Source organism: Phytopseudomonas argentinensis, from assembly GCF_900113905.1.
GTDB classification, from domain to species: Bacteria; Pseudomonadota; Gammaproteobacteria; order Pseudomonadales; family Pseudomonadaceae; genus Aquipseudomonas; species Aquipseudomonas argentinensis.
Map to the genome: position 1 here is coordinate 1,206,013 of NZ_FORC01000001.1, position 21,909 is coordinate 1,227,921.

Annotated in this window: 23 protein-coding genes; 7 read left to right on the forward strand and 16 right to left on the reverse strand. The window is 65.5% G+C overall.

The window, feature by feature from the left end; genetic code table 11:
- Positions 1-6: 6 nt before the first annotated feature.
- The 3 genes from rsfS to BM154_RS05510 are packed head-to-tail and all read right to left on the reverse strand — an operon-like array spanning position 7 to position 2,318.
- On the reverse strand, positions 7-366 hold the full coding sequence (rsfS, locus tag BM154_RS05500; RefSeq protein ID WP_074882393.1) for a ribosome silencing factor: 360 nt from the start codon (positions 364-366) through the stop codon (positions 7-9).
- A gap of 42 nt (positions 367-408) precedes the next feature.
- The gene (nadD, locus tag BM154_RS05505; protein WP_074881351.1) at positions 409-1,053 is read right to left on the reverse strand and encodes a nicotinate-nucleotide adenylyltransferase; all 645 of its coding nucleotides are present in this window, start codon (positions 1,051-1,053) and stop codon (positions 409-411) included.
- Entirely contained in the window at positions 1,053-2,318 is a 1,266-nt protein-coding gene (locus BM154_RS05510; RefSeq protein WP_074881352.1) for a glutamate-5-semialdehyde dehydrogenase, read from the reverse strand. Before BM154_RS05510 ends, nadD begins: the two co-directional genes overlap by 1 nt.
- A 242-nt stretch (positions 2,319-2,560) precedes the next feature.
- On the opposite strand from BM154_RS05510, the gene BM154_RS05515 reads away from it, so the two are divergent.
- Entirely contained in the window at positions 2,561-3,877 is a 1,317-nt protein-coding gene (locus tag BM154_RS05515) for a bifunctional DedA family/phosphatase PAP2 family protein (protein WP_074881353.1), read from the forward strand.
- Here the strand turns inward: BM154_RS05515 and BM154_RS05520 are convergent.
- Genes BM154_RS05520 through BM154_RS05530 form a run of 3 tightly spaced genes read right to left on the reverse strand, consistent with a single transcriptional unit; the run spans position 3,874 to position 5,547 of the window.
- Entirely contained in the window at positions 3,874-4,464 is a 591-nt protein-coding gene (locus tag BM154_RS05520; RefSeq protein ID WP_074881354.1) for an LON peptidase substrate-binding domain-containing protein, read from the reverse strand. The genes BM154_RS05515 and BM154_RS05520 overlap by 4 nt on opposite strands.
- A gap of 7 nt (positions 4,465-4,471) precedes the next feature.
- The gene (locus BM154_RS05525; RefSeq protein ID WP_139225413.1) at positions 4,472-5,182 is read right to left on the reverse strand and encodes an LrgB family protein; all 711 of its coding nucleotides are present in this window, start codon (positions 5,180-5,182) and stop codon (positions 4,472-4,474) included.
- A gap of 2 nt (positions 5,183-5,184) precedes the next feature.
- Complete coding sequence (locus BM154_RS05530) at positions 5,185-5,547, reverse strand: CidA/LrgA family protein (protein ID WP_074881356.1); 363 nt, start codon at positions 5,545-5,547, stop codon at positions 5,185-5,187.
- 185 nt (positions 5,548-5,732) lie between these two features.
- Here BM154_RS05530 and BM154_RS05535 point away from each other — a divergent pair, with 185 nt between their 5' ends.
- Positions 5,733-7,412 carry a C13 family peptidase gene (locus BM154_RS05535; RefSeq protein WP_074881357.1) on the forward strand — a complete coding sequence of 560 codons (1,680 nt, stop codon included), beginning with the start codon at positions 5,733-5,735 and terminating at the stop codon, positions 7,410-7,412.
- Positions 7,413-7,470: 58 nt separating this feature from the next.
- Positions 7,471-8,112: an oxidoreductase gene (locus tag BM154_RS05540; RefSeq protein WP_074881358.1), complete on the forward strand. Its 642-nt coding sequence runs from the start codon at positions 7,471-7,473 to the stop codon at positions 8,110-8,112.
- A gap of 32 nt (positions 8,113-8,144) precedes the next feature.
- Here BM154_RS05540 and BM154_RS05545 read toward each other — a convergent pair whose 3' ends face one another.
- Positions 8,145-9,458: a CitMHS family transporter gene (locus tag BM154_RS05545; RefSeq protein ID WP_074881359.1), complete on the reverse strand. Its 1,314-nt coding sequence runs from the start codon at positions 9,456-9,458 to the stop codon at positions 8,145-8,147.
- A 195-nt stretch (positions 9,459-9,653) separates the two neighbouring features.
- Here BM154_RS05545 and BM154_RS05550 point away from each other — a divergent pair, with 195 nt between their 5' ends.
- On the forward strand, positions 9,654-10,340 hold the full coding sequence (locus BM154_RS05550; protein ID WP_074881360.1) for an SDR family oxidoreductase: 687 nt from the start codon (positions 9,654-9,656) through the stop codon (positions 10,338-10,340).
- A gap of 230 nt (positions 10,341-10,570) precedes the next feature.
- Here BM154_RS05550 and BM154_RS05555 read toward each other — a convergent pair whose 3' ends face one another.
- A complete protein-coding gene (locus tag BM154_RS05555) occupies positions 10,571-11,665 on the reverse strand; it encodes a calcium:cation antiporter (RefSeq protein WP_074881361.1) in 1,095 nt (364 codons plus the stop codon).
- 156 nt (positions 11,666-11,821) lie between these two features.
- On the opposite strand from BM154_RS05555, the gene BM154_RS05560 reads away from it, so the two are divergent.
- Entirely contained in the window at positions 11,822-12,769 is a 948-nt protein-coding gene (locus tag BM154_RS05560) for an adenosine deaminase (RefSeq protein WP_074881362.1), read from the forward strand.
- Positions 12,770-13,188: 419 nt separating this feature from the next.
- Here the strand turns inward: BM154_RS05560 and BM154_RS05565 are convergent, their stop codons facing one another.
- The 4 genes from BM154_RS05565 to BM154_RS05580 form a co-directional block, all read right to left on the reverse strand.
- Positions 13,189-13,668, reverse strand: a complete 480-nt coding sequence (locus BM154_RS05565; protein ID WP_074881363.1) for a copper chaperone PCu(A)C — start codon at positions 13,666-13,668, stop codon at positions 13,189-13,191.
- A gap of 58 nt (positions 13,669-13,726) precedes the next feature.
- Positions 13,727-15,094, reverse strand: a complete 1,368-nt coding sequence (locus BM154_RS05570) for a PepSY-associated TM helix domain-containing protein (RefSeq protein ID WP_074881364.1) — start codon at positions 15,092-15,094, stop codon at positions 13,727-13,729.
- A 74-nt stretch (positions 15,095-15,168) separates the two neighbouring features.
- Positions 15,169-15,564: a DUF2946 domain-containing protein gene (locus BM154_RS05575; RefSeq protein ID WP_074881365.1), complete on the reverse strand. Its 396-nt coding sequence runs from the start codon at positions 15,562-15,564 to the stop codon at positions 15,169-15,171.
- Between the two features lie 58 nt (positions 15,565-15,622).
- On the reverse strand, positions 15,623-16,540 hold the full coding sequence (locus BM154_RS05580; protein WP_074881366.1) for a LysR family transcriptional regulator: 918 nt from the start codon (positions 16,538-16,540) through the stop codon (positions 15,623-15,625).
- A 105-nt stretch (positions 16,541-16,645) separates the two neighbouring features.
- Between BM154_RS05580 and BM154_RS05585 the strand changes: the two genes are divergently transcribed.
- A complete protein-coding gene (locus BM154_RS05585; protein ID WP_074881367.1) occupies positions 16,646-16,933 on the forward strand; it encodes a putative quinol monooxygenase in 288 nt (95 codons plus the stop codon).
- Positions 16,934-16,947: 14 nt separating this feature from the next.
- Entirely contained in the window at positions 16,948-17,964 is a 1,017-nt protein-coding gene (locus BM154_RS05590) for a zinc-binding alcohol dehydrogenase family protein (protein ID WP_074881368.1), read from the forward strand.
- Positions 17,965-18,259: 295 nt separating this feature from the next.
- Here BM154_RS05590 and BM154_RS05595 read toward each other — a convergent pair whose 3' ends face one another.
- Genes BM154_RS05595 through BM154_RS05610 form a run of 4 tightly spaced genes read right to left on the reverse strand, consistent with a single transcriptional unit; the run spans position 18,260 to position 21,843 of the window.
- Positions 18,260-19,144: a ChaN family lipoprotein gene (locus BM154_RS05595; protein ID WP_074881369.1), complete on the reverse strand. Its 885-nt coding sequence runs from the start codon at positions 19,142-19,144 to the stop codon at positions 18,260-18,262.
- Positions 19,145-19,154: 10 nt separating this feature from the next.
- Entirely contained in the window at positions 19,155-19,922 is a 768-nt protein-coding gene (locus tag BM154_RS05600) for a heme ABC transporter ATP-binding protein (protein ID WP_074881370.1), read from the reverse strand.
- Positions 19,922-20,959 carry a FecCD family ABC transporter permease gene (locus BM154_RS05605; protein ID WP_074881371.1) on the reverse strand — a complete coding sequence of 346 codons (1,038 nt, stop codon included), beginning with the start codon at positions 20,957-20,959 and terminating at the stop codon, positions 19,922-19,924. Before BM154_RS05605 ends, BM154_RS05600 begins: the two co-directional genes overlap by 1 nt.
- The gene (locus BM154_RS05610) at positions 20,956-21,843 is read right to left on the reverse strand and encodes a heme/hemin ABC transporter substrate-binding protein (RefSeq protein WP_074881372.1); all 888 of its coding nucleotides are present in this window, start codon (positions 21,841-21,843) and stop codon (positions 20,956-20,958) included. Before BM154_RS05610 ends, BM154_RS05605 begins: the two co-directional genes overlap by 4 nt.
- Positions 21,844-21,909 lie beyond the last annotated feature (66 nt).

Here is a 21,909-nt window from a genome sequence, read left to right on the forward strand (position 1 = left end):
CAAGCCTTACTCGCGCTCGCCGCTCTGCTGGGCACGGCTCTGCTCGGCGCCCTGCCACAGGCGCTCCAGGTCGTAGAACTGGCGGGTGGTCGGCAGCATCACGTGAACCACGATGTCGCCCAGGTCGAGCAGTGCCCACTCGCCGCTGTCCAGGCCTTCACTGCCGATCGGCCGCACGCCCTGCTCCTTGGTCTTTTCCAGCACGTTGTCGACCAGCGACTTGACGTGGCGGCTGGAGGTGCCGCTGGCGATCACCATGTAGTCGGTGATGCTGGTCTTCTCACGCACGTCGATGGTGGTGATGTCCTGGGCCTTGATTTCTTCCAGTGCTGCGATGGCCACTTTGACCAGGTCTTCACTGTGCATGGTTTTGTCCGTCATAACGTGCTCGTTTGCCTCGTGTTCGATTCACCCACGGTACAGTCCATGGGCGTTGATATAAGCCAGAACCGCATCGGGCACCAAGAAGCGCACCGAGCGGTCGTTCGCCAATAGCGAACGAATCTGGGTGGCAGACACCGCCAGGGGCGTCTGCCAGATGAAAGAAAGCTGCCCTGCCGGGCCCTGCAGCGCCAGCGGGTCGGCCACGTTGCGCGCAGCCATCAGATCGCGCAGCGGTTCGCTCGCCTCGCTGCCGGCATCCGGGCGCTGCAATACCAGAATGTGGCAGTGCTGCAGCAACTCGTCCCAGCGGTGCCAGGCCGGCAGTCCGCAAAAGGCATCCCAGCCAAGAATCAGAAACAGCTGGTCGTCCACGGCCAGCTCACTTCGCAACGACTCCAGGGTGTCGATGCTGTACGACGGTTTGTCGCGCCTGAGCTCGCGATCGTCCACCCGCAAAGGCGGCAAATCCGCCACGGCCTGTTCGACCATCGCCAGGCGATCCCGCGCGCCGACCTGCGGGGTTTCCCGGTGCGGCGGGCGCGCGCTGGGCACCAGCCGCAACTCGTCCAGAGCCATGAACTCGGCCACTTCCAGCGCACCGCGCAAGTGGCCGATATGCACCGGATCGAAGGTACCGCCCAATATTCCGATGCGCTTGCGGTTTGCCATCAGGTGCGCACGTGCCCGTCGCCGAATACCACGTACTTCTCGCTGGTCAGCCCCTCCAGGCCGACCGGCCCGCGGGCGTGCAGCTTGTCGGTGGAGATACCGATCTCCGCGCCCAGGCCGTACTCGAAGCCATCGGCGAAACGCGTCGAGGCATTGACCATCACCGAGCTGGAATCCACTTCGGTGAGGAAACGCCGCGCATCGCTGAAGTTCTCGGTGATGATCGCGTCGGTGTGCTGCGAGCCGTAGGTATTGATGTGCTCGATGGCCGCGTCCAGCGAGTCGACCACGCGAATCGCCAGAATCGGCGCGTTGTACTCGGCGTACCAGTCGTCTTCACTGGCCTGCAGCACGTCATTGCCGAGCAACGCGCGGGTCTGCGCGTCGCCACGCAGCTCGACGCCCTTGTCGCGGTAGATGACGGCCAGCGGCGGCAGCACACGGGCGGCGATGTCGGCGTGCACCAGCAGGGTTTCCATGGCATTGCATGGCGAGTAGCGCTGGGTTTTCGAGTTGTCACAAACGCGGATGGCCTTGTCGAGATCGGCGGCGATATCCACGTAAACGTGGCAAACGCCGTCGAGATGCTTGATCACCGGCACCTTGGCGTCACGACTGATGCGCTCGATCAGGCCCTTGCCGCCGCGCGGCACGATGACGTCGACGAATTCGGGCATGGTGATCAGCGCGCCCACGGCAGCGCGATCGGTGGTTTCCACCACCTGCACCGCGCTGGCCGGCAAACCGGCTTCGTCCAGGCCAGCCTGGATACAGCGGGCGATGGCCTGGTTGGAATGGATGGCCTCGGAACCACCACGCAGGATGGCAGCGTTACCGGACTTCAGGCACAGACTGGCCGCATCGATGGTCACGTTGGGCCGCGATTCGTAGATGATGCCGATCACACCCAACGGTACACGCATCTTGCCGACCTGAATGCCCGACGGCAGGTAGCGCATGCCCTGGATCTCGCCGATCGGGTCCGGCAGCGTGGCAACCTGACGCAGGCCTTCGATCATGCTGTCGATGACCTTCGGCGTCAGCGCCAGGCGGTCGACCATGGCCGGTTCCAGGCCATTGGCGCGGGCGGCAGCCAGATCCCGTTCGTTGGCGGCAGTCAGCTCGGCGCGGGCGGCATCCAGCGCCGCGGCGGCGGCCTGCAGGGCCTGGTTCTTCTGCGCGGTGCTGGCCCGCGCGAGCACGCGCGAAGCCTGGCGGGCCGCGCGGCCCAGGCGGGTCATGTAGTCAAGCACGGACTCGGTCATGGCAACTCAGGTCGGCAGTTGGAAAAAGTTGCTGATTATAGCGGCCATGCCGCCCCGCGCACAGCGGCGCCTGGCAGATGGTCATCGGCAGCTTGTAACCGGGCGTATGAACACCCTTTCAATCGCCCGGCGCGTTGCTATGATCGGCCGCTGGCGCCGCCTGACAGGGCACGACCGCCAAAGGAACCGCCTTTCAGGTGGTAGGTCGAAGGCTCGATTTCTTCTCTATAAGGTGTCCATCCATGGGCCAATGGCTCGATAGTCTGACTACCTGGCTGGCAGCCAACCCGCAATGGCTGGGCTTGGCGATCTTCCTGATCGCTTGCATCGAATGCCTGGCCATCGCCGGCATCATCGTTCCCGGAACCGTGCTGCTGTTCGCCGTCGGCGTGATGGCCGGCAATGGTGCCCTGAGCCTGTGGGAAACCCTGCTGCTGGCCTATTTTGGTGGCCTGCTGGGCGATGCCATTTCCTACGCCCTGGGGCGTTACTTCCATCAGGATATCCGCCGCCTGCCGGGGCTGCGCAGCCATCCGCAGTGGCTCAGTGGCGCAGAAACCTACTTCGAGCGCTATGGCGTAGCCAGCCTGTTGCTGGGCCGCTACATCGGCCCGCTGCGCCCCATGCTGCCGATGGTCGCCGGTATGCTGAGCATGCCGCTCGGGCGCTTTATCGCGGTCAGCATGTTGGCGGCCGCTGGCTGGGCGGTCGCCTACCTGCTGCCGGGCTGGGCCGCCGGCGCCGCCTTTCGCCTGCCATTGCCCGACGGGTTCTGGCCGCAGGCAGCCGTGGTGGCCGGTGGCCTGGCACTGTTGCTGGTGCTGACCATTCAGAGCAGCCTGCGCGAACAGCGCCAGGCCAGCCTGATCGCCGCTGGGCTGGGCACCATCCTGCTGGTCGCCCTGTTCATCGGCTGGCCGCACCTGATCCAGCTCGACCAGGGCCTGATGACCCTGATCCAGGAGGGCCGTAACCCGCGCTTCGATCATGTGGCGGTGATGATCACCCACTTCGGCGACTTCGACGTGCAACTGGCGGTCGCGGCACTGCTGTGCCTCCTGCTGCTGCTCGCCCGCAAATGGCAGGCGCTGCTGTTCGCCGGCGGCGCCATGCTCAGTACCGCAGTGGCCAACGGGCTGCTCAAGAACCTGTTCGAGCGGGCGCGCCCCGATGTGCTGCTCGAGCCGCTGCATACCTACAGCTTCCCCAGCGGGCACAGTTCGGCCGCCTTCGCCTTCTTTCTCACCGTCGCCATCCTGGCCGGCCGCGGCCAACCGGCCCGCCTGCGCCTGACCTGGATATTGCTGGCCTGCCTGCCGGCCCTGCTCATCGCCCTGTCACGCGTCTACCTGGGCGTGCATTGGCCGAGCGACATCATCGCCGGCGCGCTGCTGGCCAGCAGCCTGTGCGCACTGAGCCTGGCGCTGATGCAGCGCTTCGCCTCGCTGCCGCCGCTGCCGGCCAAGGTCTGGTGGCTGATCGTGCCGTGCTGCGCGCTGCTGCTGACGGGCATGGCGCTGCTGCGCATGTCAGAGGGTGTGGAGATCTACCGCTACTAAGCGGCGCCGTCGTCCTGCAGCGTCTCCACCCAGGCCTGCAGCATGCCCAGGCGCTGGGCGGCATCGGGCTCGGCCAGCAAGGCGATCTTCTGCTCGGCGCTGAACGGCAACAGGTAGCCGAGCTTGTCGGCCAGCTCCGCCTGGCTGCCGGCACCGCCCTCCATGTCCAGGCTGGCGACCATCGGGTGCTCGGCCAGGGCGCCGAGCAGCGCCAGCAGGTCGGCATGTTCCTCGCCCAACGGCAAATCGGGCTGCTCCTCCAGCCACTCGACCTGGGCCAGGGTCAACTTGTCCGGCAGTACCTGGGCCTGCTTGACGCGAAAGCGCCGCCCACCCTGCACGCGGATGCCCAGCAGGCCGTTGGGGCGCTGCTGGAAGTCGGTGATCCGGGCTTCACAGCCGATCTGCGCGACGCGCTCGGCGGCCTCGCCAACCTCGTCACCTTCGACGATGCACACCACACCAAAACCTTCACCCTGCTTCATGCAGCGGCTGATCATATCCAGGTAGCGCGCCTCGAAAATCTGCAGATCCAGCAGGCAGCCGGGAAACAGCACGGTGTGCAGCGGAAATAGCGGTAGGGTCATAGGACTCTCAACTCAGCAAGACGATGGCCAGAGGCAACAGAATGGCGGTGAACACGCCCATCAGGCTCATGGCCAGGGCGGCGAAGGCGCCGCACTCTTCACTCTCCTGCATGGCCCGGGAGGTGCCGACCGCGTGGGCGGTCATGCCCAGCGCCATGCCCATGGCAGCATGATTGCGCACCCCGCAAAGGCGCAGCAACGACGGGCCGATGATTGCCCCCAACACCCCGGTGATCATCACGAACACCGCCGCCAGTGCCGCCAGGCCACCGATCTGGCTGGCCACCAGCATGGCGATCGGCGAGGTGACGGACTTGGGCGCCATGCTCATCAGCATGTTGTGCTCGGCGCCGAGCAGCCAGGCCAGGGCAACCCCCAGCACGGTGGCGACCACTCCGGCGACCAGCAGGGTCAGCACCGTGGGCCAGAACACCTGGCGAATACGCCGCAGGTTCAGGTACAGCGGCACCGCCAGGGCGACGGTGGCCGGGCCGAGAAAGAGGGTCAGCGCATCGGCACTGGTCTTGTATTCGCCGAAGGTCAGCCCGCACAGCAGCAGAATGGCGATCACCAGCATGGTGGACACCAGCACCGGTTGCAGAAACACCAGGCGGGTCCTTTCGTAGACGGCAATCGCCAGCTGATAGGCGCCCAGGGTGACGCCCGCGCCAAACAACGGATGATGGGTGACGGCCATCCAGGCGCCGTGCCAGTCCAGCATCATGGCTGCTCCCGGCGGCGCGCCTGGCGCTCGATCAGCTTTTGCATCATCCAGCCGGCGAATACCAGCGAGAGGATCAGCGACAGCACCAGCGCACCGATTACCGCCCAGAAGTCGGCGGCGATCGCCTCGGCATAGGCCATCACCCCGACCGCCGGCGGCACCAGCAGTAGCGGCAGGTACTTGAGCAGGCTGCTGGCCGCCTGCTGGATCGGCTCATCGACCTGCCCCCGACAGAGCAGAAACACCACCAACAGCAGCATGCCGAGAATCGGCCCTGGCAGCATCGGCAGAAACAGCGCATTGATCGCCGTGCCGAGCAGTTGGCACAGCACCAGCCAGAACAGGCCACGAAGCAGCATGATTGTCCCCCACAAACTCGACGGGCCCAGCCACTTGCCCGCTCCCAAGGCGGCCATTATAGGCTGCCAATGCAGGTCCCTTAACAGGGCCAGATGCCACGCCACCACCCTGTTCAGCGTGGCAGCGCGTAGCCAGGCGGTTTGCGGCATACTGCGGCATCGCTCAACTGACCAGGACGTCCTGCATGTTTCGCCTCGCGCCGTTGGCCCTGACCCTTGCTCTCACCGCCTGCGGCCAAAGCACTCAACTCCTTCCTCCCGATGCCATCCTGCCCGACGGTTCGCGCTATCACGGCACGGTCGTCGAAGGCCTGCTGCAGGGCGAAGGGCGCCTCGACTATCCCGATGGCAGCCGCTATGTCGGGCACTTCGTCGACGGTCAGCGTCAGGGTGCTGGAGAGTGGCAAGGCGCCGATGGCGAGCATTACGTCGGCGAGTTCGCCGCCGGCCGCTATCACGGCGAGGGCACCCTGAACAAAGCCAATGGCAGCCGCTACAGCGGCGGCTTCCGCGAGGGCCAGTTCAGCGGCGAAGGGGTGCTGGAGGAAGCCGGGCAAACCTATCGAGGGCAGTTCCGTGCCGGCCGCTTTCACGGCTTCGGCATTCTCGAGCAGGCCGATGGCAGCCGCTTCCAGGGCGTTTTCGCCAAGGGCCTGCCAGGTGGCCAGGGCGTGCGCGAAGACGAACTGGGCAACCAGCTTTCCGGCCACTTCGTCGGCGGCCAGCTCAAGGGCGCCGGCAGCTACCGGGGCAGCGAGGGTGACAGCTACGACGGCGAACTCAAGGACAGCCTGTTCCATGGCAAGGGCCGTTACCAGAGCGCCAGCGGCGAGGCCTGGAGCGGCACCTTTGCCGAGGGCGCCCTCACCGGCAAAGGCGAATACCGTGGCACCGATGGCAGCCGCTATACGGGGCAATTCCGCGACTGGCGCTACCAGGGCGAAGGCCATCTGCAACAGGCCGACGGCAGCCGTTATGACGGCCAGTTCGTCCATGGCCAGTTCAACGGCCAGGGCACTCTGGTCTCCGCTGACGGCACGCGGCAGCAAGGCACCTGGCGCCGCGGGCTGCGGGTGCGCGACGAGCATGGCCAGGCACTGCCTGACCCGCTGGAAATCGGCCTGCTGGAGCAGCGCGGACTGCTCGACAAGGCCATCGCCGCGCTGCCAGCATCCACACCGCGCGGCGAACTCTATGCCCTGACCCTGGCCGGTGACGGCAAGCAGAGCGTTTTCCTGCGCGAGGCCGACTACGTGGCCGACCTGCTCACCAAGCGCTTTTCCGCATACGGCCGCATCACCCTGGCCAACCACCGCGATCACCTGGCCGATCGCCCCCTGGCGACCCGCGAGAACCTGCGCCGCGCGGTGCAGGCCATCGCCGAACGCAGCGGGCCGGAAGACCTGGTGTTCATCTACCTGACCAGCCACGGCTCGCGTACCCATGAGCTGAACCTGGATCAGCCGCGCCTGCAGCTCGCCGACCTGCCCGCCAGTGATCTGGCCGATCTGCTCGAGCCCCTCGCCGAGCGCCACAAGGTGGTGGTGATTTCCGCCTGCTATTCGGGCGGTTTCATCCCGGCCCTGAAGGACGACAAGACCCTGCTGATGACCGCAGCCCGCGCCGACCGGGTGTCATTCGGCTGCTCCGAGGAGGCCGACTTCACCTACTTCGGCCGCGCCCTGTTCGCCGAAGCGCTGCAGCAGACCAGCGATCTGCAGGAGGCGTTCGAACTGGCCCGCACGGCGGTGGCCGAACGCGAGCAGGCCGATGGCTTCGAGCCGTCCGAACCGCAGATCTGGGCGCCTGGCGCGGTGCTCGAGCACTGGAATGCGTTGCGCCAGGTGCGCAGCGAAGCGCCTTGAACGATAAATCGGCGATTGACCTCTAAACTACACAGTGAATAGCAGTCGAGGATCGACCATGTATCTGACTCCCCAGCACATTCTTCTGGCAGGCGCTTCGGGCATGACCGGCGAACACCTGCTGGATCGCCTGCTCAACGAACCCACCGTCGAGCGCGTGCTGGCCCCGAGTCGCAAGCCGCTGGCCGAACACCCCCACCTGAAAAACCCGGTCGGCGAACTGCTCGACCTGCTGCCCGCCCTCAGTGGCCCGGTGCACACCGCGTTCTGCTGCCTGGGCAGTACCATCAAGCAGGCCGGTTCCCAGGAAGCCTTTCGCGCCGTCGATCACGACCTGGTGCTGGCCTTCGCCGCCCGGGCCCGGGAGCTGGGCGCGCGGCACCTGCTGGTGGTCAGCGCCATCGGCGCCGACGCGAATTCTTCGGTGTTCTATAACCGCACCAAGGGGCAGACCGAGGAAGCGCTCAAGGCCCAGGGCTGGCCGCAACTGACCATTGCCCGCCCGTCCCTGCTGCTCGGCCCGCGCAACGAGTTTCGCCTTGGTGAACGGCTGGCCGCGCCCTTGCTGCGCTGGCTGCCGGGCAAGCACCGCGCCATCGATGTAACGGCCCTGGCCCGTGCCCTGTGGCGCCTGGCCCTGGAGGAAGGCGAAGGGCTGCGCATCGTCGAGTCCGACGAGTTGCGGCGCCTGGGGCGCTAACAAAAAAGGCGCCGTCACGGCGCCTTTCTCGTTCAGAACAGGCCGAGCAGGCCTGCAACGCCGAGCATCAGCAGCGAGAACAGCCACATCCACCAGAACGAGTAGCGGATGTGCTTGCCCATCTCCAGGCGGGCCAGGCCCAGCGCCAGCCACAGCGCCGGTGAGAAGGGGCTGATAAAGGTGCCGATGATATTGCCGATCATCAGCGCGTAGACCACGCTGGCCGCTTCCACCCCGTGGCTTTCGACCACTTCCAGCACTACCGGCAACAGACCGAAGTAGTAGGCATCGGTGCTCAGCAGGAACTCCATCGGCAGGCCGAAGAAACCAAGAATCAGGTGCAACTGGCCGACCATCGGCTCGGGCAGCACCTTGACCAGATCCTGGGCGATGGAGGTGAGCATGCCGGTACCGGCGAGAATGCCGAGCATCGAGCCGGCGGCGAGGATGATCATGCCCATGCTCAAGGCCGCGGGAGAATGGGCGGCCAGCAGTTTCATCTGCAGTTTGCCGTCCGGGTAGTTGATCAACAGGGCCACGCTCAGGCCGATCATGAACACATAGCCCGCCGGCAGGATGCCGGTGAACAGCGACACCAGCACCGCGAAAAACAAACCGGCGTTGAGCCACATGCGCCCGGGACGCTCGAGCGCACGCTCCTCGTCGCTGAGCGCACCCGGGTCGCCGATATGACCGCTCTCGCCATCCTCGATCAGCGTGCCGCCGGTTTGCGCGATACGGCGCTGCTCGCGCCAGCCCAGCAAGGCCGCCATCGCCACCAGCAGCACTACGCCGACACCCTGCACGGCGAGCAGCGGTCGCCACAGTTCGGTGACCTCGATGCCCGTTACCGCCGCCGAGCGGCCGAGCGGGCCGGCCCAGGGCACCATATTGAGAATGCCGGCGCCGATGGCCAGCAGCATCAGCATCAGGTAGGGGCTCATGCGCAACCTTTTGTAGAGCGGCAGCAGGGCCGGAATGGTCAGCAGGAAGGTGGTGGCGCCGGCGCCGTCCAGGTGGGCGAGCATGCCGATGATCGCCGTGGCCACCGCCACCGCGATCACGTTGCCGCGGGTCAGCCTTACCATGAAACCGATGATCGGCCGGAACAGGCCGGTGTCCTGCATCACCCCGAAAAAGGTGATGGCGAAGATGAACATGGTGGCGATGCTGATGACTCGGCCAACGCCATCGGTAAAGAACACCGAGATTTCCGCCGGGCCGAAGCCGGCGCAGAAGGCGCCCAACAGCGGCACCATGATCAGGGGCAGAACGGGCGACATGCGCCCGCTAAGTAACAGGGCCACCAGGCAAACGATGGTCAACAGACCAATCAGAGTCAACAAACCGAACTCTCCTTCTTCTTGTTTAGTCGGTGCGGGCACAGACACGAGGCGCGGACTCTAGAAAGCCAACCTTTCACGAACCTTTATGATCGGCATCGCTAAGCTCATGATTTGTCAGTGAATATGTAGTAACGCGAGGTAACAGTTGCGCAGCCTTGCTAAGCTGGTGGCCTTGCCAACTAGCGGAGTTTCGTCATGCCCTCGAACAAAACTGCCCTGATCATCGGTGCGTCACGTGGCATCGGCCTGGGCCTGGTGCGCCAGCTACACGGCGCGGGCTGGCAGGTGACCGCCACGGTGCGCACCCCGGCACGCGCCACCGAGCTGCAGGCATTGCCCGGTGTGCAGATCGAATCACTGGATATCGATGACAGCGCTGCGCTGGATGCACTGACGCAGCGTTTGCAGGGCCAGGTGTTCGACCTGCTGTTCGTCAACGCAGGGATCCTCGGCCCGGACCATCAGTCGGCTGCGCAAGCCACCGCCGCGGAGCTCGGTCAGCTGTTCATGACCAACGTGACGGCACCGATCCGCCTGGCCGAACGCCTGGTCGGCCAGCTGCGCCCACAGACCGGGGTGCTGGCCTTCATGAGTTCGGGGCTGGGCAGCGTGGCCAACCCGGAAGGCAATAACCTGGCGCTGTACAAGGCCAGCAAGGCGGCGCTCAACTCGCTGACCAACAGCTTCGTCTGCCAATTGCCGGAACCGCGCCCGACCGTACTGTCACTGCATCCGGGCTGGGTGAAGACCGACATGGGCGGCGAAAACGCCATGGTCGAAGTGGCCGATAGCTGCCGCGGCCTGATTGCCCAGGTTGAACGCTTCGCTGGCCAGGGCGGCCACCACTTCGTCGACTATCAGGGCCAGAAGATCGATTGGTAAGGGGCTGCGGATAGCTTGCGATTAAGGGTGCGGCTTGATGGGCTAGCGCCCATCCTACGACTCTAGTTAAGTTAGTTAGTAGAGTCTGAAAACCTAGACGAGGCAGCCAGCGCAAGGCAAAAGCAGGCGAGAAAGCGGAGTGTACTTTTGTACATGAGCATTTCGACCGGGCTGGCGACCCAGTCTGCTTTTAACGCAGCGATGGCAACGCAGGTAGTTTTCTTGGCCCGTTAAAGCCCCAGCATCGCCAACATGATGAAGGTGGCGAACAGCACGAAGTGGGTCATCCCCTCGATGGCGTTGGTCTCGCCATCATTGAGGTTGATGGCGCAGACGATCAGGGTGATGAACACCATCACCGTCTGCACCGGGGTCATGGCCATCTGGAACGGCTGACCGCTGTACAGCGCCATGGCCTCCATCACCGGCACGGTAAGGATCACCGTCGACAGCGACGCACCCAGGGCGATATTGACCACCGACTGCATGCGGTTGGCCAGCGCCGCCCGCAAGGCGGTGAGGATCTCCGGCGCAGCGGAAATGCCTGCGACCACGATGGCAGTCAGCACCGGGGGCGCGCCGGTGCCTTCCAGGCCGACATCCAGGGCCAGGGACATCACCTCGGCCAGCACGCCGATGACGATCACCCCGAACACCAGCACGCCGATCGACCAGGCCACGTTGACCTGGGACGCGTCCTCGCCATGCCCCTCGCCGCCGCGGTGCTTCTTTTCCGGGTAGCTGTAGCTGAAAAAGTAGCTGTGCGGGCCGACCTGCATGCGCAGGAACACCGCGTAGAGCACCAGCATGGCGCCGATGGTGAACATCGAATACGCCTTCCAGTCCGACTCGGGAATGAATTCGGGCACCACCATGGAAATGCCCATGGCGGTGAGAATCATCACGCTGTAGCTGCGTGCCGAGTCGTCGTTGTAGGACTGCTCGCCATGTTTGAGGCCGCCCATCAGCGCGGCCAGGCCAAGGATGCCGTTGATATCAAGCATCACCGCCGAGTAGATGGTGTCGCGTACCAGGGTCGGCGAGGCCTGGTTGCTCATCATGATTGCCAGGATCACCACCTCGACCAGCACCGCCGACAGGGTGAGGATCATGGTGCCGTAAGGATCACCGACCCGTTCGGCCAGTTGCTCGGCATGGTGTGCGACGCGCAACGAGGCGCAGACGATGGCGGCGATCAGCGCCAAGGCACCGCCCAGCGCGATGGCCTGGCCGTGACCGAGCAAGGCATGCTCCATCGGCAGGGCGATCAGGGCGGCGAGCACGGCCAGCAGCAGCCAGTATTCCTGCTTGATGGCATTGAACATGGATGATTCCTTTCAGAGCGGTGAGAGCGATCCTGCTCCGACTGCAACATCCTGTAAATGATTCCAACCACTTACCGTTGATGCCCTTGGATGCCGCACGGCAGGGCGCATGCGAGTAAACTTCGCGGCCACGCTTTCACCGAACGAGATTTGCCCATGTACGACTGGCTCAACGCCCTGCCCAAGGCCGAACTGCACCTGCACCTGGAAGGCTCCCTAGAGCCCGAACTGTTGTTCGCCCTGGCCGAGCGCAACCGCATCGCCCTGCCCTGGAACGATGTCGAGGCGCTACGCGCGGCTTATGCCTTCAACAACCTGCAGGAATTCCTCGACCTGTATTACCGCGGTGCCGACGTGCTACGCACCGAGCAGGACTTCTACGACCTGACCTGGGCCTACCTGCTCAAATGCAAGGCGCAGAACGTGGTGCACGTCGAGCCCTTCTTCGACCCGCAGACCCATACCGACCGCGGCATTCCCTTCGAGGTGGTAATGCGCGGCATCAAGGCGGCATTGGACGATGGCGAGAAGCAATTGGGTATCAGCCACGGCCTGATCCTTGCCTTCCTGCGCCACCTGCCCGAAGAGCAGGCCTTCCAGACCCTGGAGCAGGCCATGCCGTTTCGCGATGCCTTTATCGGCGTTGGCCTCGACAGCTCGGAGAAGGGATTTCCGCCGCGCCTGTTCGAGCGGGTGTTCGCCAAGGCGCGCAGCGAAGGCCTGCACGCCGTGGCCCATGCTGGCGAGGAAGGCCCGCCCGAGTACATCTGGGAAGCGCTGGATCTGCTGAAGATCGTGCGCATCGACCACGGCGTGCGGGCCAGCGAAGACGAGCGCCTGATGCAGCGCATCATCGACGAGCAGATTCCGCTGACCGTCTGCCCGCTGTCGAACACCAAACTCTGCGTGTTCGAGCACATGGGCCAGCACAATATTCTCGACATGCTCGAGCGCGGCGTGAAGGTCACGGTCAACTCCGACGACCCGGCCTATTTCGGCGGCTACGTCACCGAGAACTTCATGGCCCTGCACGAAGGCCTGGGCATGAGCGAAGACCAGGCCAAGCGTCTGGCGCAAAACAGCCTGGATGCGCGGTTGGTGTGAAACGCCGGTAGCCTGGGTACCGCTGCGCTCAACCCAGGCTACGGTAGATCGACCGGTTGTAGGGTGGATGACGCTTCACCCATCCACCACGCCGTGGTTTTCAGAATTACCGCATCGCTTGTATGTCCGGTTCCGCTCTAACGAGCGGGTTCCTTTTGGCATTGCCCCAAAAGGAACCAAAAGGTCTAGCCCCGACATCCGGCCCCGGCTTCGCCGTGGTTCCCTCGCTACATCGTTGCTCCGAGGGCCCGCCGCGAAGGGCCATCCCTGGCCCATCGCGGCTCTCGCGGCATCCATGCCGCTCAACCCTCTACGCAACGATTCCACTCGGCCTTCTGAAGGGGCAATTGATGTCGTCTGCGAGCCTTGTGGAAGAAAGCACCTCAGAGCGGCACAGCGAAGCCCCTAATACCAGGGCATCAATGCCCCTTATGCTCATGGCCACCTTCCGCCGCGGGCTCATCCTTCTGCACCGCCACCTCGACCGTCACTGCTCCGGCCTTTTCGAAGGTCAGGGTCAGCGGGAAGCGGTCGCCGGCCTGGGCCTGCTGCTTCAGGTTGAACAGCATCACGTGGTAGCCCATGGGCGCGAACTTCACTTCGCCGCCGGCGGGAATCACCACGTTGTGCACCTGCTGCATCTTCATCAGGCCGCCTACATGGGCGTGCTCGTGGATCTCCGCCTTGCCGGCCACCGGCGTCTCCACGGTGAGCAGACGGTCATCCGCATCGCCCTTGTTGTGCACCACGAAATAGGCGGCGGCCGTCGGCGCTACCGGCGGCATTTCCCGCGACCAGGGGTGGTCGATATGCAGTTGGCCAACTTCATATTCGTGGGCGTTGGCCAGCAGGCTGGTGGCCAGCAGTGCAGCGCTCAGAACCAGTTTCTTCAGGGTCATGGTGCATCTCCTTCAATCGAATTCGGTTGTCTCGGCCGCCACGGGTGCGGCCGGTTATCTAGGCCAGGCGCCGGGCGGCAAGGCGTGAGAGCAGCAGGTAATCCAGCGCCCAGATCATCAGCAGCGAGGCGCCGACCAGCGGAAACAGCACGCCCAGGCCGATCATGATCGCCACGCCAACCTTCCAGCGCGGCAGGTCATGGCGCAGCGGCGGCACGCCGAGGCTGCCGCTGGGCCGACGCTTCCACCACATGATCAGGCCGCTGACCGAGCTGAGCAGAATCATCAGGCACACGAACAGGATGAACAGCTGATGGGGCAGGCCGTAGAGCTTGCCCTGGTGAAGCATCACGCCACTCTCGACGGCCCGCGCCGCCAGGCCATAGTCGGCCCAGCGCACGTCTGCCAGCACCGCGGCGCTGTATTGGTCGACATGCAGAGTGGCATCGTTGCGCGGGTCATCGGCGAACACCGAGATGGTATAGACCCCGGTCGGCGTGCTCGGAAAGCTGATGCTATAGCCCGGATGCACCCCGCGCTCGCTGGCGATATCCACCACCTGCTGCAGGCCCACGGTCGGGTTGGCGGTAGAGGCCGGCGCGGCCCCGCCATTGTGCGCGGCGTGCGGATCGGACTCGGGCAGCGGGGTGTTCTCCAGCGCCCAGGGCACGGTCTGCTTGTGGCTCAGGTTGAGCTCGCCGGCTTGGCGATCCGAGGTTGGCACCTGATCCCACATGGCTGCCGGAAAATGATTCCAGGCGCCGGCGAACTGCTTGCCCCAGAAACCCGTCCAGGTCATGCCGGTAAGCAGCATGAACAGCAGCAGCAAAGCGCCCCAGAAACCGGTAACGGCATGCAGGTCGCGCCAGAACAGCCGGCCACGGGCTGACAGGCGTGGCCACAACACGCCAGCGCCAACGCCGCGCCCGCGCGGCCACCACAGGTACAGTCCGGACACCACCAGCACCACGCCCCATCCGGCAGCCAGTTCGATCAATCGATCCCCCGGCGTGCCGATCAGCAGGTCGGCATGCACCGCACGGGCCAGAGCCTGCAGGTTGTCATGGGCATCCTGGGTACCGAGGATGGCGCCCCCGTAAGGGTCGACGAACACGTTGCGGGTGCGCTCGCCGACCTTCACCACGAACTGGGCACTACTGTTGGCGTCCACCGGCGGCAGGTACTTGCCGATGCTGCCCTGGGGATAAACCGCTTGGACCCGGCCGAGCATCTCGTCAGCGGTCAGCTGCTGCCCCGAAGCCTCGACCTGCAGCAGGTCGGCGTACATCAGCTGATCGAGCTGCGGTTTGAACAGGTAGATGATGCCGGTCAGTGACAGCATGATCATGAAGGGAATGACGAACAGGCCGGCATAGAAATGCCAGCGCCAGGCCAGGTTGTAGAACGAGGGGGTCGAGTTTTTCATGTGGAGCCCGATCTTGTGCATAGGCGAATTGCCGGCAGCGCCAAGCGCGCTACAGGCAACGACAAGGAAGCGAATCAGGCGATAAAGGGTGAGGCGCGGGGGTTGGCCGAGGGCCAGAGGTAACGAACCGCCCCGCCGGGCTCGGCGCTGGGGCGTAGGATGCCAGGGCGCTGCCGTGGCAGCAGCCCGAGCAGGCCGAAGAAGGCCGCCAGAGCCAGGGCGACGAAGGTGGAGCACAGCGGGCAACCGGAACCCAGCAATGGCATCGGCGTACTTGAGCCCGTGCCGCCCATGTCCATCGCGACGCTGCCACTTGCGCTGGCATCCAGGCCGCAATAGCCGCCGTCCATGCCGCTGAGCTGCAGGCCAGTCATCTGCCCATGGCTGACCGCACAGGCGAGCGCGCTGAACAGGACGCTGAAATACAGCACCCAGGCGAGCAACGAGCGATCAGAGCGGGACAGGTTCATGGCTGGCGATTTTAGGGGCAGTGGCGGTAATCGGGCTGTGGTGGATTGCCGCAGCAGCTTAACGTCGCCATGGCGCCTGCGCCAGCAACTCGGCGCAGCGCGCCTGCACGAACTCGCGCAGCAGGTGCACCGGCTTGCTCAACTGCTCGCGGTGAGTGCAGATCAGGTTGAGTGGCGTCGGCTCGCCAAGCACCTCTGGCAACAGGATGCGCAAGCGCCCGGCGTGCACATCACCGGCCACGTCCAGCCAGGATTTGTAGACCACACCGGCGCCCGCCACGGCCCAGCGTCGCACCACGTCGGCATCGTCGCTGAGGCGGTCGCCAGCCACCTGCAGGCTATGCGCCTGGTCATCGTCATGAAAGCGCCAGCGCTCGTAGGCGCGGCCGCCTAGCATGTAGATCAGGCAGTTGTGCTGGCGCAGGTCACTGATCTGCTGCGGCTCGCCATGGCGCTGCAGATAGGCAGGTGCGGCGCACAGCACGCGCCGGTTGCCCGCCGCCACCGGCAGCGCCACCAGGCTAGAGTCCTCCGGCTCGCCATAGCGCAGGGCGATGTCGACGGGCTCGCGAAACAGGTCGGTAACCCGGTCGCCGAGCAGCAGACGCAGCTGCACCTGGGGGTGTGCCTGCATGAAGGCGTCGAGCCAGGGCAGCAGGGTGTTGCGGCCAAAGTCCGACGGCACCGCGAGCTGCAACGGCCCGCTGATCGTCGACTTGCTACCGGCCAGCTGCTGGCGCCCGGCTTCCAGACTCTGCAGCACCTGGCGAGCATGCACCAGGTAGGCCTCACCTTCGGCCGTCAGGCGCAGGCTGCGAGTGGAGCGGGCGAACAGGCGAACCTGCAAGGCTTGCTCCAGGCGTTTCAGTGCCGCACTGGCCACCGCGGGCGAGGTATCGAGCAGCCGCGCGGCCGCCGACAGGCTGCCGACTTCGGCGGTGCGCACGAACACCTGCAAATCATCCAGACGCAACACGGCCGCTCACTTTCAAAAAAAAATTGAAAGAGACTCTACTTGCCCGCTGTTTTTCTTGCCACGCAAATAAACGAGCATGGCTCTACCTTATAGCGGAGCCTCACCATGACCCTGACACTGGTTGCCACCATCACCGCCCGCAGTGGCCAGGCCGACATCGTCGAAGCCGGGCTGCGCCAACTGGTCAGCGCCAGCCGTACCGAAACTGGCTGCCTGCAGTACGACCTGCATCGTCACCAGGAGGATGCCGATGTCTTCGTGATGATCGAGCAGTGGCAGGACAATGCCGCCCTCGCCTTTCACCAGGCCACCGACCATTACCGCCACTTCAAGGCCACCTGCGGCGATGCGCTGCAGAGTGTCGCCTTGCAACCCCTGAACCGTATAGCCTGATTCCGAGGAAGCCCATGAAAGCCGTCGCCTACCACCAGTCATTGCCCATCGATAACCTGCAAGCGCTGCAGGACGTCCAGCTGGACGCGCCAACACCAGGCCCACGTGACCTGCTCGTCGAGGTGAAAGCCATCTCCGTCAACCCGGTGGACACCAAGATCCGCCGCAACGTGGCGCCCGAAGCCGGCCAGCCCAAGGTGCTTGGCTGGGATGCTGCCGGCGTGGTCAAGGCGGTCGGCAGCGACGTCAGCCTGTTCAAGGTCGGCGACGAGGTGGCCTACGCGGGCGCCATCAACCGTGCCGGAGCCAACAGCGAGCTGCATGTGGTCGACGAGCGCATCGTTGGTCGCAAACCGGCCAGCCTGCCCTTTGCCGAAGCCGCTGCCCTGCCGCTGACCGCCATCACCGCCTGGGAGCTGCTGTTCGACCGCCTGCAGGTGGCTGACGGCACCACCGACCAGGGTCAGAGCCTGCTGATCGTCGGTGCGGCCGGTGGCGTCGGTTCGATCCTCGTACAGCTGGCGCGCCAGCTCACCGGGCTGACCGTGATCGGCACTGCCTCGCGCCCGGAAACCCAGGCCTGGGTTCGCGAACTGGGCGCCCACCACGTGATCGACCACAGCAAGCCGTTGAACGAGGAACTGGCGCGGATCGGCATCGCCCAGGTCACCCACGTGGCCAGCCTGACCCAGACCGACCAGCACTACGACCAACTGATCGAAGCCCTGGCCCCGCAAGGCCGCCTGGCGCTGATCGACGACCCGCTGCAGCCGTTGGACGTGATGAAACTCAAGCGCAAGAGCATTTCCCTGCATTGGGAACTGATGTTCACCCGCTCGCTGTTCGAGACCGCCGACATGATCGAACAGCACCGCCTGCTCGACCGCGTCGCCGACCTGGTGGATGCCGGCACCCTGAAAACCACCCTGGGCGAGCACTTCGGCACCATCAATGCCGACAACCTGCGCCGCGCCCATGCCCTGCTGGAAAGCGGCAAGGCCAAGGGCAAGATCGTGCTGGAAGGGTTCTGAAGCTCCCGTAGGGTGGGTTAGCGACGCCAGACATAGCCGTACCAGCCCCCGCCATCTTGGTGCGTCGCGTAACCCACCAGCCGATAGCAGCCATGACGCTCATGGTGGGTTACGGCGCATCGCCTTCCGCACAATCCTGAACATCTCTAACAGGCGCCTCACCCACCCTACAAAATCGAGGCAAACCCACAGACGTAGGGTGGGTGGAGCGCCGCGTGGCACGATTTCAAAAATCCCACCTAACCAAGACGCGTCGCGTAACCCACCAATCGGTATCGACCGCTGGGAGCGTCGCCTAACGAAACTGCGCGCAATGGTCCTCGGGCGGTAGCGCGGCGGTGTACCACACATAGTCCGCCTGCTCGGCGGTTACCGGTTTGCCGACCTCGGACAGGATCAGCACCTGAGCACTGTCTGGCGCGCCCAGGTCACTCAGGTGCAGCGGCACGCCCAGGTCCTGGCGCACATGGTAGGCGCCGGCCAGCAGCATCGCCGGCACTGGCGCTTGCAACAGTTGCTCGGCCTTGCGCCGGTCCCGTTGCTGCTGCACCGCCAGCATCGCCGGCAGCTGGCTAACCGGCAGTTTGTCGCAGTGCGACTCGCGAATCTGCGCCAGCAGCGGCTCCTGCACTGCCGCCGCGGTCGAGGCCTTACCTTGCAGCAGCGGCTGCTGGCGGTAGATGGCCATGATCTCGGCCCGGTCGAGATTCGCGGCACGCAGGGGGTAATCTTGGGCCAGACCGTGGCGCACTATGGGCCCATAGTGCGCCCATGGCCAACCGTTGCTCCACTCCAGCGCCTTGGGCAGATCGGCGATCTGCAGGCCCTCGCGCAACTGCTGCTTCACGTCGTCGACCTGTGGCTGCTGACTGGCCGCGAGCATTTCCAAAAGCAGGCTGCCCTGGGGCCGACGCGCCTCCAGAGCGTGCAGCAGCCAGAGCTGCAAGGCGTGGTGATCCGGGTTGTCATGCTGCTCGCCAACCAGCACCAGCGGCGCCGTTGCCAGCCGTGTGACAAGCTGCTCGGGCGTCAGGTGCGTGCCGCTGCGCAGGTCGATGATCTGCCCCAGTTCGGCGTGCTCACGTCCCCCAGGGCTTTGCCACTGGGGCACGGGCGCCAGGGCGGACTGGCTTTGGCAGGCGGCGAGCAACAGCAGTACAGATAACCACAACGTACGCATCGGTTCTCCTTTAACGGGCGACGATCAACGGATGCCCCCGCTCGGGATGCTGCTGCACCAGCACCTCGAGGCCGAACACCGCCTGTAGTGGTTCGGCACGCAGCACCTGTGCCGGCAAGCCGACGGCGTGCGTGCGGCCATCGTTGAGTAACAGCAGGCGGTCGCAGTAGCGCGCCGCCAGATTCAGGTCATGGAGAATGACCAGCACTGCGGCGCCCTGTTCGGCAAAGCGACGCACCGCCTGCAAGGTGGTGTGCTGGTGCAGCGGGTCGAGCATGGAGGTGGGCTCGTCGAGCAGCAGCGTCTGTTCGGCGCCGCCCGGCCACAGCTGCGCCAGCACCCGCGCCAGGTGCACGCGCTGGCGCTCGCCCCCGGACAGTTCCAGGTAGCTGCGCTCAGCCAGGTGTTCGGCATCGGCAGCCTGCAGCGCTTCGCGGACGATCTGCGCATCACGCTCGCGGCCGGTGTCGTGGGGCATGCGACCCATCCTCACCACATCACCGACGGCAAAACCGAAGCTCAGTGACGAACTCTGCGGCAGCACCGCCAGGCGACGGGCGCGTGCCATGCCCTGCCAATCCTGCAACGGGCGCCCGTCCAGGGTGACCTCGCCAGCGGCCGGGCTCAGCTCGCCGCACAGCGCACCGAGCAAGGTACTCTTGCCGGCGCCATTGGGGCCAAGCACACCGAGCACCTGGCCTGGCTGCAGCCCGAGGTCGATATCGACCAGCACCTGTTTGCTGCCACGCAGGATCGACAGCTTGTGTGCGCAGAGCATCAGGTACGCCCCTGCAGCAGCAGATAAAGAAAGAAAGGTGCGCCGATCAAGGCGGTGACGATGCCAATGGGCAGCTCGGCCGGCGCGAGAATCAGCCGCGCGAACAGGTCAGCGAGCAGCAGCAGGCTGGCCCCCGCCAGCGCGGATGCCGGCAACAGCACGCGGTGATCGGGCCCCACCAGCAGGCGCACCAGATGGGGAACGACCAGTCCGATAAAGCCGATCATGCCCGCTGCGGCCACCGCCGCGCCGACACCCAGCGCGGTGCAGAACACCAGCTCGCGCTTGAGCCGCTCCACCGCCACGCCCAGGTGGCGCGCCTCGGACTCGCCGAGCAACAGGGCGTTCAGCGCCTGGGCGCGGCGCGGCAGCCATAGCGCCACTGCCAGGGTCACCAGCAGCAGCGGCCACAGCCGTGCATAGCTGGCGCCGTTGAGGCTGCCGAGGTTCCAGAAGGTCAGGGTGCGCAGGGTGGCGTCGTCGGCCAGGTAAGTGAACAGGCCGATGCAGGCGAACGCCAGCGCGTTGAGGGCGATGCCGGCAAGCAGCATGGTGGTCACGCTGGTCTGCCCGTTGCGGCGGCCAAGGCGATAGACCAGCGCCGTCACCACCAGGCCACCGAGAAAGGCGCACAGCGACAGCAGATAAGGCGCGAACAGCTCCGGCAGACCGCCCAGGGCCGCCCCGCCGACGATGGCGATGGCCGCGCCAAGCGCCGCGCCACTGGACACGCCGATCAGGCCGGGGTCGGCCAGGGGGTTGCGAAACAGCCCCTGCATAGCCACGCCGCACAGGGCCAGCATCGCGCCGACGGCAAGGCCCAGCAGGGTGCGCGGCATTCGAATCTGCCCGAGGATCAGCTCCGCCTGCTGCAGCCCATCGGCCGGCAACGGCACACCCGCTAGGCGCAAGGCGGCTCGCAGGGTGTCGCCCAGCGGCAGGCTGACGGGGCCGAGTGCCAGGGACAGCCACAAGGCAAGCGCCAGCAGCAGGCCCAGTGCAACAAACAGTGAGCGCGGGCTGATGACGGCCTTCATGGTGTGGCGGGTTTGAGCGGTGTGCGACCTGGATAGAAGGCGGCGGAAAGCTCGGCGAGGCCGGCGGGAATGCGCGGGCCGAGCCCGCCGACCAGCAGGGTCGGGTCGATGGCCACCAGGCGCCCTTGCTTGCCGGCCCTGGTCGAGGCCAGGGCCGGGTTCTGCTCCAGCAGCGCCTGCCTGGCTTCATCACCGCTGAGGCGGCGGTCGGCAAAAATCACCACCTCGGGATCCAGCGCCAAAAGCGCTTCGGTGGACAGCGCCTTGTAGCCATCATGGGTGGTCAGGTTCTTGCCACCCGCCCGATCGATCACCCAGGCGGCGGCAGTGTCCTTCCCACCCGCCATGGGGCTGCTGCCAGCATGGCCGAGCAACAGCAGAACGGTCGGCGCCGGGGTTTGCGCCTGGGCCTCTGCGACCCAGGCAGCCTGTTCTTTCAAGCGAGCCTGATAGGCCGCGAACACGCTCTCGGCACGTGCCTCATCCCCCAGCAATGAACCAATGCGCTTGAGGTTGCCATGCAGCACCTGCAGGTCGGCATCGGCAGGCAGCGCCTCGACCTTCACGCCGGCGGCGGCTAGCTGCGCCAGTACCGGCGGCGGCCCCATCTCCTCGGTACCGAGCAGCACCTCGGGGCGCAAGGCCAGAATGCCCTCGGCGGCCAGTTGGCGCTGGTACCCGACGCTGGGCAGCTTCTGCAACGAGGCCGGGTGTTGGCTGGTGGTGTCCACGCCGACCAATTTGGCCTCACCGCCGAGTTCGACCACCCATTCGCTCAATGAGCCCCCGGCGCTGACCCAGCGTTGCGGCAGGTTGTCGGCGCTCGCCGCCAGCGGCGACAGCAGGCTGGCGAACAGGGCGAATGCAGCGAGGGGGCGGGTCATGGAGCAACTCCGAAAGCAAGGTTCATATCGGGCCGCCCGAAATGCGCAAGCGGCCAGGGCAGGCAG

Coding starts and splice junctions, on each gene's coding strand:
- rsfS (WP_074882393.1), bottom strand. CDS start 366: ATGCACAGTGAAGACCTGGTCAAAGTGGCCATCGCAGCACTGGAAGAA.
- nadD (WP_074881351.1), bottom strand. CDS start 1,053: ATGGCAAACCGCAAGCGCATCGGAATATTGGGCGGTACCTTCGATCCG.
- BM154_RS05510 (WP_074881352.1), bottom strand. CDS start 2,318: ATGACCGAGTCCGTGCTTGACTACATGACCCGCCTGGGCCGCGCGGCC.
- BM154_RS05515 (WP_074881353.1), top strand. CDS start 2,561: ATGGGCCAATGGCTCGATAGTCTGACTACCTGGCTGGCAGCCAACCCG.
- BM154_RS05520 (WP_074881354.1), bottom strand. CDS start 4,464: ATGACCCTACCGCTATTTCCGCTGCACACCGTGCTGTTTCCCGGCTGC.
- BM154_RS05530 (WP_074881356.1), bottom strand. CDS start 5,547: ATGCTGCTTCGTGGCCTGTTCTGGCTGGTGCTGTGCCAACTGCTCGGC.
- BM154_RS05535 (WP_074881357.1), top strand. CDS start 5,733: ATGTTTCGCCTCGCGCCGTTGGCCCTGACCCTTGCTCTCACCGCCTGC.
- BM154_RS05540 (WP_074881358.1), top strand. CDS start 7,471: ATGTATCTGACTCCCCAGCACATTCTTCTGGCAGGCGCTTCGGGCATG.
- BM154_RS05550 (WP_074881360.1), top strand. CDS start 9,654: ATGCCCTCGAACAAAACTGCCCTGATCATCGGTGCGTCACGTGGCATC.
- BM154_RS05555 (WP_074881361.1), bottom strand. CDS start 11,665: ATGTTCAATGCCATCAAGCAGGAATACTGGCTGCTGCTGGCCGTGCTC.
- BM154_RS05560 (WP_074881362.1), top strand. CDS start 11,822: ATGTACGACTGGCTCAACGCCCTGCCCAAGGCCGAACTGCACCTGCAC.
- BM154_RS05565 (WP_074881363.1), bottom strand. CDS start 13,668: ATGACCCTGAAGAAACTGGTTCTGAGCGCTGCACTGCTGGCCACCAGC.
- BM154_RS05570 (WP_074881364.1), bottom strand. CDS start 15,094: ATGAAAAACTCGACCCCCTCGTTCTACAACCTGGCCTGGCGCTGGCAT.
- BM154_RS05575 (WP_074881365.1), bottom strand. CDS start 15,564: ATGAACCTGTCCCGCTCTGATCGCTCGTTGCTCGCCTGGGTGCTGTAT.
- BM154_RS05585 (WP_074881367.1), top strand. CDS start 16,646: ATGACCCTGACACTGGTTGCCACCATCACCGCCCGCAGTGGCCAGGCC.
- BM154_RS05590 (WP_074881368.1), top strand. CDS start 16,948: ATGAAAGCCGTCGCCTACCACCAGTCATTGCCCATCGATAACCTGCAA.
- BM154_RS05595 (WP_074881369.1), bottom strand. CDS start 19,144: ATGCGTACGTTGTGGTTATCTGTACTGCTGTTGCTCGCCGCCTGCCAA.
- BM154_RS05600 (WP_074881370.1), bottom strand. CDS start 19,922: ATGCTCTGCGCACACAAGCTGTCGATCCTGCGTGGCAGCAAACAGGTG.
- BM154_RS05605 (WP_074881371.1), bottom strand. CDS start 20,959: ATGAAGGCCGTCATCAGCCCGCGCTCACTGTTTGTTGCACTGGGCCTG.
- BM154_RS05610 (WP_074881372.1), bottom strand. CDS start 21,843: ATGACCCGCCCCCTCGCTGCATTCGCCCTGTTCGCCAGCCTGCTGTCG.